This is a genomic window from Lunatibacter salilacus, from assembly GCF_009797935.1.
GTDB lineage: Bacteria > Bacteroidota > Bacteroidia > Cytophagales > Cyclobacteriaceae > Lunatibacter > Lunatibacter salilacus.
In genome coordinates this window covers 414,094-428,272 of the sequence record NZ_VOLC01000002.1, presented here as the reverse complement: position 1 = coordinate 428,272, position 14,179 = coordinate 414,094, and the positions used below count along the sequence as shown (strand labels likewise).

General features: G+C 42.0%; 8 protein-coding genes. 6 read left to right on the top strand and 2 right to left on the bottom strand.

What is annotated here, in order from left to right; genetic code table 11:
- Positions 1-323: 323 nt before the first annotated feature.
- The 6 genes from FQ608_RS04475 (at position 324) to FQ608_RS04450 (ending at position 10,939) form a co-directional block, all read left to right on the top strand.
- A complete protein-coding gene (locus FQ608_RS04475; protein ID WP_158856590.1) occupies positions 324-3,650 on the top strand; it encodes a SusC/RagA family TonB-linked outer membrane protein in 3,327 nt (1,108 codons plus the stop codon).
- An 18-nt stretch (positions 3,651-3,668) separates the two neighbouring features.
- Positions 3,669-5,462, top strand: coding sequence for a RagB/SusD family nutrient uptake outer membrane protein (locus FQ608_RS04470; RefSeq protein ID WP_158856589.1), 1,794 nt, complete (start codon positions 3,669-3,671; stop codon positions 5,460-5,462).
- 193 nt (positions 5,463-5,655) lie between these two features.
- The gene (locus FQ608_RS04465) at positions 5,656-6,735 is read left to right on the top strand and encodes an alginate lyase family protein (RefSeq protein WP_234364066.1); all 1,080 of its coding nucleotides are present in this window, start codon (positions 5,656-5,658) and stop codon (positions 6,733-6,735) included.
- 94 nt (positions 6,736-6,829) lie between these two features.
- Complete coding sequence (locus tag FQ608_RS04460; protein WP_234364065.1) at positions 6,830-8,761, top strand: heparinase II/III domain-containing protein; 1,932 nt, start codon at positions 6,830-6,832, stop codon at positions 8,759-8,761.
- A 281-nt stretch (positions 8,762-9,042) separates the two neighbouring features.
- Positions 9,043-9,648, top strand: a complete 606-nt coding sequence (locus FQ608_RS04455; protein WP_158856588.1) for a DUF2911 domain-containing protein — start codon at positions 9,043-9,045, stop codon at positions 9,646-9,648.
- A gap of 187 nt (positions 9,649-9,835) precedes the next feature.
- On the top strand, positions 9,836-10,939 hold the full coding sequence (locus FQ608_RS04450; protein WP_234364064.1) for a PAS domain-containing sensor histidine kinase: 1,104 nt from the start codon (positions 9,836-9,838) through the stop codon (positions 10,937-10,939).
- Between the two features lie 173 nt (positions 10,940-11,112).
- Here FQ608_RS04450 and pckA read toward each other — a convergent pair whose 3' ends face one another.
- Both pckA and FQ608_RS04440 read right to left on the bottom strand, forming a co-directional pair.
- Positions 11,113-12,696: a phosphoenolpyruvate carboxykinase (ATP) gene (gene pckA / locus FQ608_RS04445; RefSeq protein WP_158856587.1), complete on the bottom strand. Its 1,584-nt coding sequence runs from the start codon at positions 12,694-12,696 to the stop codon at positions 11,113-11,115.
- Positions 12,697-12,880: 184 nt separating this feature from the next.
- Positions 12,881-14,143, bottom strand: a complete 1,263-nt coding sequence (locus tag FQ608_RS04440; RefSeq protein WP_158856586.1) for an NAD(P)/FAD-dependent oxidoreductase — start codon at positions 14,141-14,143, stop codon at positions 12,881-12,883.
- Positions 14,144-14,179 lie beyond the last annotated feature (36 nt).

Here is a 14,179-nt window from a genome sequence, read left to right as displayed (position 1 = left end):
CACATGATTGTGAGCGGTTTTATTTTTGTTTAAAGGGAATGAAAATGAATAAAATCATTTTTTTTCTAATATTTTTATTTATATTTCCATCGAAATTACTTAGAAAGTACAATCACCTAAACCTTTTAAAATTTTAGTAGATATCTGATAATGCAAATATTATTTGCTTTAGCGTATTTATATGATATCCGCACTGATTAATTTATAAATCAAAATCATACTTACCAAAAAAATTGCCTATGATTATAATAAATCATCCAATAGTACAATTTACCCAACGGGCTAAAAATCAATAACTGTTCAATTAATCAAAAAAACCCTTTATGAAAACAAGTTTACTTAACCATTTCATTTCGAGAACTGTCTCGGCATGTATGCTGGTTGGCGTATTCTTCGGGACTCCCGAAGTTTTTGCCCAAAAAAACCTGTCTCTGGATGATAATCTGGGGAAAATCAATGCAAATAGGTCTTTAATGGCCAGCGAAAAGAAAGTCAGTGAGACCCTTAAAGTGAGGGATTTTGACGTTACCGTCACTGGAGTAGTAAGAGATGAAAATGGTCAACCCATTCCCGGAGCTACCGTTTCCGTACCCGGCACAAACCTTGGAACTGCTACGGATATGGATGGAAGATATTCCATTACAGTTCCTGAAGGTGCCAATCTAGTTTTTTCCTTTATCGGCTTTGACAGCCAAACCATCACCTTGGGCAATCAGCAAGTGCTGGACATCACCTTGGTGGAAAGTGTTTCTTCCTTACAGGAAGTAGTAGTGGTAGGTTATGGTACGCAGCAGAAAGTAAACCTTACCGGTGCGGTAGGGGTAGCTACTTCTGAACGTCTGCAAAACAGGCCTATTGCCAACGTGGGTGAGGGTCTTCAGGGAGTTATTCCTAACCTGAACATCGCACCACGAAATGGTGACCCGTCCGCAAGTCCTGCGTTTAATGTGAGGGGATTCCAGTCTATCAATGGAGGTTCACCGCTCGTTTTGGTTGATAACGTTCCTATGGATATCAATCGGATTAACCCGAATGACATTGAAAGTGTTTCAGTGTTGAAAGACGCCGCTGCCGCGGCTGTGTATGGTGCCCGTGCGGCATTTGGGGTAATTTTGGTAACCACGAAAAGTGGAAAGGCCGGCAAAGTGTCCGTGTCATTAAACAGTCAGTTTTCCTTGGCAAAGCCCATTTTCAATATGGATCCCATCAATGATCCCCATGAATTTGTCAACGCCCGAAATATTGCAAATGAAAGAACGAATGGAAGACCTGCGTTTGACCCGGACATGGTTGAGGGCACACGCAGATGGTCCGAAAATCCCATCCCCGAAAACGAATGGGGCGTGGTAAACGGGTCTTTGCGATTCTATGGCTTCAATAATTACCAAAATGAAATCATGACGGATTTCGCACCCACGCAACAGCATGATTTAAGTATTTCGGGTGGATCTGATAACTCCAATTATTTTGTTTCCTTTGGGCACCTAAATAAGGACGGATACTTGTCCACCAATAATGAGAACTTCAAGCGGTATAATGTCTTGATGAAGGCGGAATTTAAGGTAACCAAATGGTTGACCCTGGAAGAGAAATTGGTTATCAACACGCAACGCAGTGATAAGCCATTTTTTTACAACTGGGATGTAAATATCAACTCGTTGGCTAGGGTGAACCCAATACAGCCCATTCAGTTTCCTGATCTTCCTCATTATCTAGAACCAGGTGACAGGGAGATTTATGAGCCATTTATTGGGACCTATTTTGGCGGCACAAACTTCTGGCCCTATCTTAAAGACGGGGGCCGGTCTACTTGGACAAACAATGACATCTGGATGACACAGGGTGCCATTCTGACCCCTGCCAAAGGATTGAAAATTCAGGGTAATTTTTCCTATAATTTTGAAAACAGGTCCGAACAAAACGTAGCCAGTAAAATTGAAATTGTAGAAGCAAATCTCACAAATCCAGCTGGTATGATTTCTAATGGATTTAGTGGAAATGATTTTATTGATGAAAGAAGTCGATTTAACCAATATTATGTAATCAATGCCTTTGCTGATTATGAATTCAGCCTGCCGGAAAAACACAATCTTTCTACGATGATTGGTTTTAACCAGGAATGGGGCCAAAATAAGTATATCAGAGCTCAAAATAATACGCTGATTACTCCCTTGATTCAGGATCTAAACGCAACAATTGGTTTGCAACAGACTTTTGGATCCCAAGACCACAATGCATTGAGAGGAGCCTTTTATCGTGTAAACTATATTTATGATGATAGATATCTGATCGAAACCAATGCCCGGTATGACGGCACCTCGCGTTTCCCGAAGGACAGCCGATTTGGATTTTTCCCCTCTGTGTCTGCAGGATGGAGAATATCTAACGAAGGCTTTATGGCAGGAACTAGCAGTTGGTTGGACGAATTGAAATTAAGGGCATCGTATGGTGAGTTGGGAAATCAATTGTTAGTTGACAATAATAATAATCCAATATGGTTTCCCTATATTCCAACCATGGGCATAGGCCAGTCGAGCTTTATGATGAATGGAGCAAATAGAACTCCATTTGTTTCTCCGGCTGGATTGGTCAGCCCCACCCTAACGTGGGAAACTGTTGTATCCAGAAATATCGGATTGGATTTTACGATGTTAGGGGGTAAACTGGATGCTTCCGTAGATGTGTTTCAACGCGACACAAAAAACATGTTGATGAGATCTACTTATCCTTCTATTTTGGGAACAGCAGCACCACAGGCTAACGCTGCGGATTCCAGAACTACAGGCTGGGAAATGGCCGTGACATGGAAGGACCGATTGAAAAGTGATTTGAGGTATGATGTTACCTTGGCACTTTCAGACTGGACTGCTGAAATTACCAAATTTGAAAATCCGAATGGCGCCATTCCTTCCGGCATTACCGCTTCCGGTGGGAATGCGCAGTACTACGTAGGTCAAAAGCTGGGAGAGATCTGGGGTTATGAGACTGTAGGTATATTTCAAACCGCGGATGAAGTGGCAAATGCACCTAATCAGAATGCATTGGGAGCCAATTGGAGAGCCGGAGATATTCAGTATGCCGATTTGGATGGTGACGGAAGGATAACTCCAGGAAACAACACATTGGCAAATCCAGGGGATAGAAGAGTAATCGGAAACAATACTCCTCGGTTAAGCTTTGGGGTAAACAATAACGTGGCTTGGAAAAACTTCACCTTAAATGCCTTCTTCCAGGGTATTTGGAGAAGAGACCACTGGCCCTCAGATGGAAACTGGAATTGGTTCTTTCCATACAATGCGGGTCACGTAGAGCGGTATTATATTACCGATTCTTGGTCAGAGGAAAATCGGGATGCCTATTTTGCCCACCCGCACATTGCTACCAATGATAAGAAGAATATCCGTCCTCAAACTCGATTTTTACAGAATGCAGGGTATGTCCGTCTAAAAAACGTTTCTCTGGGATATGACTTGCCGTATAATTTGGTCAATTCGATTGGCTTCCAAAATGCAAATGTTTATTTTGCTGGTATGAATTTATGGGAATATTCACCCATCAGAAAGCCGCTGGATCCGGAAACTATCTATTCGGGTGCTATTGAGTATCCGATGCAGCGAATCTATACTTTGGGCGTACGGGTAACTTTCTAATATTAAATGAACGCAATAATGAAAAAATACATATATAAGTTTGAGGTTCTTCTAGTAACAGTTTTTATGCTGGGAGCCTGTAATGATGATTTTCTAGAAAGGTTTCCGTTGGATGAAGTCAGTAATGATACATTTTGGAATACCGCTAACGATTTGGCCACGTATAATAACTTTTTTTACCATATGGTTTCCAATGATACGGATATACCAATTATGCTTGGTCATGATAATGGATTTAATAGCTTAATGGTCAGTTATTTACATGTAGATGGATTTGCGGATAATTTGGCTCCCGATCACGAGCGGCATAGGCCTTATCAGCAGGTTCGTGCAGGTAAGCATATAGTCCCGACACAATCGTCTGGAATTAATGATCAGTGGTATGGCTTTAGGGGTTGGAATTTTGTCCGGGCGATTAATGTTGGTTTGGAAAATTACGGAAAAGCAAATATTCCTGAGAACATTAGAAACCGATATATAGGCGAAGCCAGATTATTCCGTGGATGGTTTTACCATCACATGGTAAAAATGTTTGGGGATGCACCTTATGTGGATCGGGAATTGAATATCGATTCAGATGAATTATTCGCATCGAGGACACCCCGGGTAGAGGTGATGAATAAAGTGTTGGAAGATTTGAATTTTGCAGTAGCCAGTATTCCCAACGACTGGGGGGATGGCAATAATCCGGGAAGGTTAAACCGATGGGCTGCCTTAGCGATCAAATCCCGAGTCTGCTTGTTTGAAGGTACTTGGAGGAAATATCATGGTTTGCCTGATGCAGACATGTGGTTGACAGAAGCCGCAAATGCTGCAAAGGATATTATGGACAATGGACCACATTCCATATATTCTACCGGAAACCCCTCACTTGATTATAATTCTTTTCATAGAGGTCTCGCTGATCTTACCGGTAACCCAGAAGTTATAATTTGGAGAAGGTATCGGTTGGGAATTTTGAATAATCATGTTCAAAGTTATTATAGCTATACGGGTGGTGCTACACGGAACGTAGTGGAGGATTTTTTGTGTACCGACGGTTTGCCCATAACTTTATCCAATTCTTATCAGGGGGATGATGTTTTCGAAAATATTTTCGTGAATAGGGATCCACGATTGAGACAAACCGTTCTTCATCCGGATGATGCCGCCTTTTATAAATACCACAATGCCGACGGACTTGATTATCCTAGAATTGCAGGTATGCCAGGCGGAAGAACTTCTTCTACTGGATACCATGTTATAAAGCACTATAATGCGGATGACCAGATAGGCAAGGCTTTTAATACCGGTGAGTTCCCAGCTCTTATTATGAGATACGCTGAGGTCTTATTGAACTATGCTGAGGCTAAAGCAGAATTGGGAGAGATCACGCAAGCTGACTTGGACATGAGTATTAACCTGCTTCGGGAGCGGGTAGCCATGCCTGCTATGGGACTTAATCCTCCGATGGACCCAAGATATGCGGATGATGGTATTTCCTCTTTACTCGTAGAAATTCGCAGAGAAAGAAGAATAGAACTATTTGGAGAAGGATTTCGCTATGATGATTTGAGAAGGTGGAAGCAGGGAAAGAAATTGCTGAAAAAGGATATGGGCATCCAATGGAATGCTGCTCACCAAGATAGGTTTGAAAACGCGATTATTAAAACCAGCGTGGATCCTGACAACGGTAAGACATATATCGACGTTTACAAGGATACCGATTGGGACAATCCTGTTTTTGATGAAAGCAAGGATTATTTGTGGCCAATACCTTTGAATGATTTGGCACAAAACCCTGCATTAGGACAAAATCCGGGCTGGAATTAATAGGATGCTTAGTTATTAAGTAGATAAATTAATAGTTCAAAAATTTAATTCCCCCGATGCAATATGTTTCGGGGGAATTTTTTTGATATTTCCGTTGGTGGAATATTTGATTTGCAATGATGCGTTTTTGGAGAATATCCTTTACCTTTTACAGCGAAATTTTCTATTTTTATAATTGAGAGTTTAATCATTTATGAAACCCAAAATATCTTTTAGTTTAATCCTTGGATTGCTTTTCTTAGTGTGCTTGAACACAAGCACGGTTGCAAGTAATGGAATGCATCCGGAAGATCAAATTCTATTTGTCAAGACGCAAGTTGAGCTTAAAAAGGAACCATATTATCAAGCATATTTGCAGTTGTTGGCCTATGCCGATACGGCTTTGACGCAAAATCACCATGCACTGACAGATTTTGCTGTACCCGGGTTTTATGTAGATCCAGACGGACACCGGAACAATTCCCGAAGTTTACAATCAGATTCATTTCAGGCCTATTCGTGTGCACTTGCCTATAGGCTAAGCGGGAAGAAGAAATACGGTAAAAGGGCCATTTATTTTTTGAATGCCTGGGCGGATAAAAACATAGGATATAGTGAGGCGGACGGACCTTTGGTAATGGCTTATTCAGGACCCGGCTTGTTGATAGCAGCCGATCTGATGAAAAATCAGAAAATATGGAAGGACCGCCAGCAAAAAAGATTTGAAAATTGGGTTACCACAGTCTATCGCAAAGCAAGCAATGAAATACGAAACAGAAAAAATAATTGGGCGGATTGGGGAAGGTATGGATCTGTACTGAGTGCGGTTTATTTGGAGGATGCGGAGGAAATGGCCGAAAATATCCGCTTGATCAAATCAGACCTTTTTGAGAAAATAGCAGCAGACGGCCATATGCCGGAAGAAGTTCGCAGACAGGACAGGGGATTGTGGTATACCTATTTCTCGCTGGCACCCATCACGGCCGCCTGTTGGGTAATCCTGCAAGCTGAGGGAACCGACTTGTTGCACTGGAAGGAAGATGACCGGTCGATCAAGTTAGGACTGGACTACTTGCTCCAATTTGTAAAAGATCCGGAAGCCTGGCCTTGGCATGAAAATCAGCGTCCCGGTTCACCTGAAAGTTGGCCGGGGAACTTATTTGAGGCCATGGAGGGGATATATGAAGATCCGGAGTATGGCGAGTATGCTAAACCCGCACATCCTGTAAGTTACCCCGTTCATCATTTTGCGTGGACATTCCCCACATTAATGAAACCCATGTTAGTTTATTAACCCAATCATCAATTCCAATTCTTGCGGACCGTCAATAGATTATTTAATCGATAATATCATGCCTCATTTCTGAAAGCAAAAAAATACCCACCAAATGAAAAACTTCAATAAACCCACATCCATCCTTTTATTCTTTCTGATCATTGGCCTAAGTGCCTATACCGGTGAGAAAATTTCATCAGAACCCATGAAATCCTCTGAGAATTTGGAGGATAAAGCTATCCAAAGCAGTGTTATAAACGACCCGCACAAACTGGATAACCCCATTTCGGTTTCCTATCTTCGACAAAATCTAAGGAAGTCCAGTCCGAAACTGGTGTTGACTCCTGCCTTGGAAAGGAAAGTAAAAAGCCAGATAAAGAAGGATCCCATGGTAGCCAATTACTATGAGGGCGTTAAATTAAACGCCTACCAAGTGTTGGATGAGCCTGTTTTGGAGCGGGATATGATCGGAAGAAGGCTCCTCAGCACCTCTCGGGAGATGCTGTATCGGGTAAACGTACTTGGAATGACCTATCGCTTGGAAAAGGATAAGAAGCTGCTTGACAAAATCAACGAGGAAGTAATCGCCGTGTCCAATTTCACCGATTGGAACCCCTCACACTATCTGGATGTGGCAGAAATGGCAACTGCTGTAGCCCTCGCCATTGATTGGGTAGGTAAAGATTTGCCAAAATCAACTGTAACCTTAGCCAAAAAGGCCCTTATTGAAAAAGGTATAAACCCAAGCTGGGAAGGAAACCGGGGATGGGTGAACGGAACAAACAACTGGAACCAGGTATGTAATGGGGGCATGATTGCCGCAGCCATCATGATTGCGGATATTGATCCGGAGCTGGCGTCTAAGACAATCAGTAGATCACTGGACGGTATGCCCTATGCGTTGGAGGAATATGGGCCGGATGGCGTTTATCCGGAAGGATCTACTTACTGGGGATATGGAACAAGCTTTTCGGTGTTGACGTCTGCTATGTTGGAGTCCGCCTTCGGAACTGATTTTGGAATTGCCGAATATCCAGCTTTTAAGGCTAGTGCAGATTTCAGGTATTTAAGTGTTGCCCCTTCCGGATGGTATTATAACTATGCTGACTGTGGAGACAAACACGGAACAGCCGGAGACATTACCTTGGCTTGGTTTGGCACCAAGACAGGCAACCCTCTATATGTGGAGAAAGAAAAATTCATGCAGCCGGCTGCCCAAATGGGGAAGCTGAACCGAATTGGGGGTGCGGGGCTGGTTTGGTTAGCCCAGTTTGAACCTACGCAGGAGGCAAGCCTACCCTTAGCTTGGAAAGGGGACGGTTCCAATCCCATCGTTATCATGAGAGGTGAATTTGAGGGTCCTGAAGCCTTTTATTTCGGAGGTAAGGGAGGAAGGGCTACCATCAGCCATGGAAATATGGATGCCGGATCCTTCATTTGGGAACTGAATGGAGTCCGTTGGGTTATCGATCCCGGAAATCAACCTTATAATGAGCTCGAAATTACCGGATTCAACCTGTGGGGCAACTGCCAGGAGTGCGAAAGATGGACACTTTTAACCAAAAACAATTATGGCCACAGTACCTTGACTGTCAACGACGCCTTGCACGTAAACGATGGGTTTGCAGCTTTAGCAGACTTTCAGCCTGATGGAAAATCACAGGCTACTTTTGATCTCACCCCGGTTTTTGGTGAAAACATCAAAAAAGCCCATCGCAAATTTATAAAGCCCGATGACAACTCCATAGTAGTTGAAGACCACTTGGAAATCAATGAAAACACCAAATCAATCACCTGGCAACTTCTCACACAGGCGGCAGTAGAGATCACACCAGGCGGGGCGATCTTGAGACAGGACGGAAAGGAGGTGATTCTAGAAAATGTTTCCCATCCCCATTTGCTGATGTCTGTCGTATCCCTAGATCCTGCCCCGCTGGAGCTGGACCGGCAAATGCCAGGTCTCAAGCGGTTGGAAATACGAATTCCGGCATGGACCATCAAAGACGGAAAGGATATAATTCGGGTGCATTTAGCCGGAAACTGAGTCTAAAAGGCGACATATATTGGAGTTCTTCCGAATACAACATTGGTTTTGAATGGGGACAGAATTTCAAAGGACATGGGGGCCAATACCCCTTAAATAAAGGAAGTGGGTACGCTATCAGGTGTGTCGGGAAATTCTAAAAACTAGAGATCTACCAGTTGGTGTTTAATAAGGCCTGATCCCATTCATAAAAATTGCGGTTCAATTCACGACAAATACGATATATAATTCACCGATTGTAGTAGTTTTACTTAAATTAAACCAAAAATAAGATACCAGTTATGAAAAAAGTCAGCATTTATTTATTGAGCCTTACAGCACTCGTGTTTTTGTTCGCCACAGGGCAAAGTCAAGCCCAAATGTTTTCACCTGCCCCCAGCCCGGCTGCCCATGTTTCCCAAGTGGTGGGTTTTACCAAAATCAGTATGGATTATTCTTCACCTGCAGTGAAAGGCAGGAAAGTCTTTGGAGAGTTGGAAAAGTTTGGAGTGACCTGGAGAGCGGGAGCCAATGCACCGACAACCATTGAATTCAGCACTCCCGTGCGCATTGGTGATAAGAATATCCCCGCCGGCAAATATACGCTTTTCATTACCCCTCAAGCTTCCGGAGAGTGGACGATTCACATAAACAGCAAGGGAAATGCAGTGTATGCATATACCAAAGATGGAAAAGTGGACGAAACTGCCCTGTCAAACGACGATATCGTTTCGGTGAAGGCTACTCCAACGACTGGCAACGACGTACAGGAACGACTAACCTATAGCATCTCTGCGGAGAACAACAAAGTGGCAAAAGTCACTATGGCATGGGAAAAAACGAAACTTTCATTTATGGTCGATACCCAGGTTGATCAAAAGATGGAAGGCTTTAAAACTGCCTTCTAAGGGTTTCTGTGATCAATTCAAAAGGTGGAGAATTATCTTCACCTTTTGTAACTAAAAAAAGTTAATTTTACTTCTCTAATAACCAATTGTTTAGTAATTTGCCTTCGTGAATTTGGCCTGTTTTTAACAGCGATAGGCTGATTTTTCCAATATGATTTTTATACGTTTAAAGAGTATATAACAGCATATGAAAAATATTTCTATTGATCTGCCGATCATGAGTGACTCTGCATTTAACATGGGTTTGTTTTTCGATCTATCTCCCGATATGCTTTGCATTGCTGGATATGATGGGTATTTTAGGAAGGTAAATCCGGCTTTTTTTAAACTGATGGGATATTCGAAAGAAGAATTATACAGCAGGCCCATCAGTTCTTTTGTCTTCAGGGAAGATTTTGATAAAACCAATAAAAGTCGAGAAAATGTTATCACAGGAAGTCCCCTTTTGAATTTTGAAAATAGATATTTAAGTAAAAAAGGCGAGGTTTACTGGCTTTCCTGGACTTCTATACTTGCAAAGGAAGAAGGGCATATCTATGCCATTGCAAAAAACATTACTGCCAAAAAACGACTGGAAGATGATAGAAATGCCCTTCTTGCTTCTCTAACAAAAGCAAATAAGGAACTCAAAGATCTTACTATCACTACGTCTCACGATCTCCGAGCTCCGGTGAACAACCTATTGGCACTATTTGAGATATTGGATCTCTCTTCCCTGCAAGACCCCGAGACTTTGGAGCTAATTAGCATGTTGAAGCTATCCACCGATGGAATGAAGGCAACGCTGGATGCATATGTAGATGTATTGGGGCAAAAAGAGCTTGTACAAACCAAGGTTGACCTGTTGGATTTGGAGCACGTGTTTAATAAAGTTAAGTTGTCTCTCAGTTCACTTATTGAATATTCCAAAGCCGATATCAAAACAGATTTCTCTGAGTTAACTTCAGTCAGGTTTAATGGACCATTTCTGGAAAGTATTTTTCTCAATTTACTCACCAATTCAATAAAATATGCCAAAACAAACGATTATGCTAGAATTAGCATAACCTCACGACATGAAAACGGTATTAATCAATTGATATTTGCTGATGAGGGACAGGGGTTCGATATGGAAAAAGTTGGTGACAAAATATTTGGCTTTCAGCAAAAATTCCATGACCATGCTGACAGTAAAGGCATAGGCTTGTATTTGATCCACAACCACATCACTTCGTTGGGAGGGAAAATTGCTGTCGAGAGTAAGCTGGGTCATGGAGTGAAATTCACGATTTCGTTTAATGCTTTTTCTTAGATAAACTGAAATAGGGTATAAGCGTGTTTATTAATAGATTTTGAGGGGAGCAGGAAGATTTTGACTCCAGTAAACCCAGCTTGTATCGACTAGTGCAATTCTATTTCCAAAAAGCTAAAAGAGAAACAAAAGACTCTTTCAGCTTTTGGCAATTCGTAAGACCCAAATTGATACTATGTTATTTTAGGTCCGGCTTCAGCAATTTCAGGGCTGACTTTGCTTTCGAATTGTTTGAAATTATCGATAAAGAGTTTTACCAATTTTGATTTAATGGTCTTGAACTTTTCTTTATCTTCCCAAGTATTTTCAGGAATCAATATTTCTGAGGGCACATTAGGACAGGTCAATGGAATTTCAAGCCCAAAGTTTTCCTCTTTTTGAAAGGCCACACCTTCGAAACTGCCTTGATGTATAGCGTCGATTATTGCTCGGGTAAACTTCAGTTTAATTCGTGACCCAACCCCATAATCCCCACCACTCCAACCGGTATTCACTAGCCAGGCAGTAGTACCATGTTCTTTCATCTTTTTTTCAAGCAGTGTAGCATATTTGTTGGGGTGCCACATCATAAATGCGGCACCGAAACACGCACTAAAAGTGGCTGATGGCTCTTTAACCCCCATTTCAGTTCCTGCAACTTTTGCCGTGTAGCCTGCAATAAAATGATAGCTTGCCTGCTCTGGAGTAAGTTTGCTTACAGGAGGAAGAACGCCAAACGCGTCGCAGGTCAATAGGATGATGTTCTTGGGATGGCCAGCCATGCAGGGTATTTGGGTGTTGTCAATAAACTCTATTGGATAGGATGCCCTGGTGTTTTGAGTGATTCGGGTATCAGAATAATCAACTATGCGGGTTTTAGGATCATAAACGACATTTTCCAAAACGGTACCAAAACGAATTGCTCGAAAGATGTCCGGCTCGTGCTCCTCGCTCAGATCGATAGCTTTTGCATAGCAGCCCCCCTCTATATTAAAGACTCCCTCTCCATTCCAGCAATGTTCATCGTCTCCTATTAGTTTACGGTTTGGGTCTGCACTGAGAGTGGTTTTTCCTGTTCCGGAAAGTCCGAATAAAACGGTGACATCACCAGACTCACCCACATTAGCCGAGCAGTGCATGGGCAAGACGTTCTCCAAGGGCATAAGATAGTTCATTACAGAAAAAATTCCCTTTTTCATTTCACCTGCATATTCAGTTCCGAGGATAACCATTTCTTTGCGTTCCAAGCTAAGGCCGATGCTTGTTTTAGAGGTCATGGTCGTCGTAAATGAATTAGCCGGAAACGCACCTCCGTTGAATATTACATAATCAGGTTCCCCAAAATCCGCCAATTCTTCCTCTGTGGGCATAATTAGCATGTTTTGCATGAAAAGGGCATGGTAGGCTCTAGTGCAAATGATTCGTATCTTGAGCCTATAGTTAGGGTCCCATCCAGCAAATGCGTCTACCACATATAAAACCTCACGGGTATTAAAATAATCAATTGCCCGTTCACGATTTACCATAAAGGTATGCTCGTCCATTTCTTGATTTACAGCACCCCAATCAATGTTCTGTTCTGAATTTTCTTGCCTAACTACCCGCTTATCCTTTGGACTTCTACCAGTACGTTTGCCCGAATACACCAGCAAGGCTCCGGTGCTGGAAATTGCAGACCCTTTTTCAAGTTTTAGGGCAGATTCGTATAGCACAGCAGTTTGGGAATTGCGCAATATCGTAGAAACATCGATGCCGTAATCTTTAAGAGAAAAATCCATAACAAGTTAATTTGATAGGTTAAACTCAAAGTTACGTATTCAAATTTGAAAAATCCTTGCTAAAAATCTATTAAAAATATGACAGATGTCATAAGGAACTTACAAAAAGCATAATCCACCCTGCTTTTCTCGAGTGGATTATTTTCTTGTGTATCATTTATTTGGTAAGGTTGGAGAGTTCCAACTACATCTTTCCGCGTAGCATTTTGTTCCAATATAAATAAGGGAGTCCGTATTTTTTGAGCAACCAAAGGGCATACTGTTCTTTACTGGTATCCATCAGTTTGCTTAAAATAGGGTCACTGTCCCGTACATTATTATATTTAAATTCTGCTAAGACCATTTTACCATATCCGGTAACCAATGGACAGGAAGAATATCCCTCATAGCTTAATGAAGAAAGTGATCCTTCTTTAATCATATGGAGAAGATTTGCCACGACCACCGGGGCCTGTTTCCTGATAGCAGCTCCAGTTTTTGCTGTAGGAAGGGCTGCTACATCGCCTAGTGCAAATATATTCGGAAAATCCTCGTGTTGTAAAGAGTGGATATCTGTTTTTACCCATCCTTTTGAAGGTCCCTCTTGATGAACAATGGGTGAGTTTCGAATGAAATCCGGAGCTTTTTGGGGAGGTGCCAAGTGAAGCATGTCATAGGGCATAATGATTTCCGTTTCCCCGGAAATAGTCTCGTTTATCTTGCTGTCTTCTGTCCCTATACAACTATTTACACCGGCTTGAGAATAAGTAAAGTGTACTTTCTTATTGATAGGATCAATTTTCGTTGGATTGTAAAAAGGTTTGAAAAATATATCCCGCTCTTGTATGATTTTGTTGAGCGTTTTGGCAAAATCAGGCACCCCAAATATCACCGATCCAGGAGTAGCAAATATTACATTTGTCTTTTCTCGAAGCCCTTGCTTTCTAAAAAAATCTTCTGCCAGATACATGATTTTTTGTGGTGCACCCCCACATTTTATTGGCGTATTTGGCTGGGTAAAGACAGCATTCCCCCCCTTAAAATTTTGAAGCACCTCCCAAGTATATTCTGGATCTGTATAGTTTGAACATACACCATCTTTACCAAGGCTATCCCTTAAGCCAGGGATTCCATCCAAGTCCATGACCAATCCTGGGGCTACCACCAAATATTCATAGGAAATGTCACCTGAATGGCTGGTACCAACAGTGTTGGATGTTGGATCGATTTTAGTAGCGGCATCTTGGATCCACGTCACCCCTTTCGGGATAAATTGTCCCTCTTTGCGGACGGTTTTTTTCATGTCGTAGGTACCGGCTCCTACTAGCGTCCATGCTGGCTGATAATAGTGTTCGGAAGATGGTTCTATAACCGCTATTTTTAGGGCAGTATCGGCCCGTTTCAATTGGGCAGCAACCATTATTCCTCCTGTCCCACCACCGATAATTACGATTTGATAATGTGTCATGGTATATATTGGGTTGAATTTACTTTATATATTTTC

Coding starts and splice junctions, on each gene's coding strand:
- FQ608_RS04475 (WP_158856590.1), top strand. CDS start 324: ATGAAAACAAGTTTACTTAACCATTTCATTTCGAGAACTGTCTCGGCA.
- FQ608_RS04470 (WP_158856589.1), top strand. CDS start 3,669: ATGAAAAAATACATATATAAGTTTGAGGTTCTTCTAGTAACAGTTTTT.
- FQ608_RS04465 (WP_234364066.1), top strand. CDS start 5,656: ATGAAACCCAAAATATCTTTTAGTTTAATCCTTGGATTGCTTTTCTTA.
- FQ608_RS04460 (WP_234364065.1), top strand. CDS start 6,830: ATGAAAAACTTCAATAAACCCACATCCATCCTTTTATTCTTTCTGATC.
- FQ608_RS04455 (WP_158856588.1), top strand. CDS start 9,043: ATGAAAAAAGTCAGCATTTATTTATTGAGCCTTACAGCACTCGTGTTT.
- FQ608_RS04450 (WP_234364064.1), top strand. CDS start 9,836: ATGAAAAATATTTCTATTGATCTGCCGATCATGAGTGACTCTGCATTT.
- pckA (WP_158856587.1), bottom strand. CDS start 12,696: ATGGATTTTTCTCTTAAAGATTACGGCATCGATGTTTCTACGATATTG.
- FQ608_RS04440 (WP_158856586.1), bottom strand. CDS start 14,143: ATGACACATTATCAAATCGTAATTATCGGTGGTGGGACAGGAGGAATA.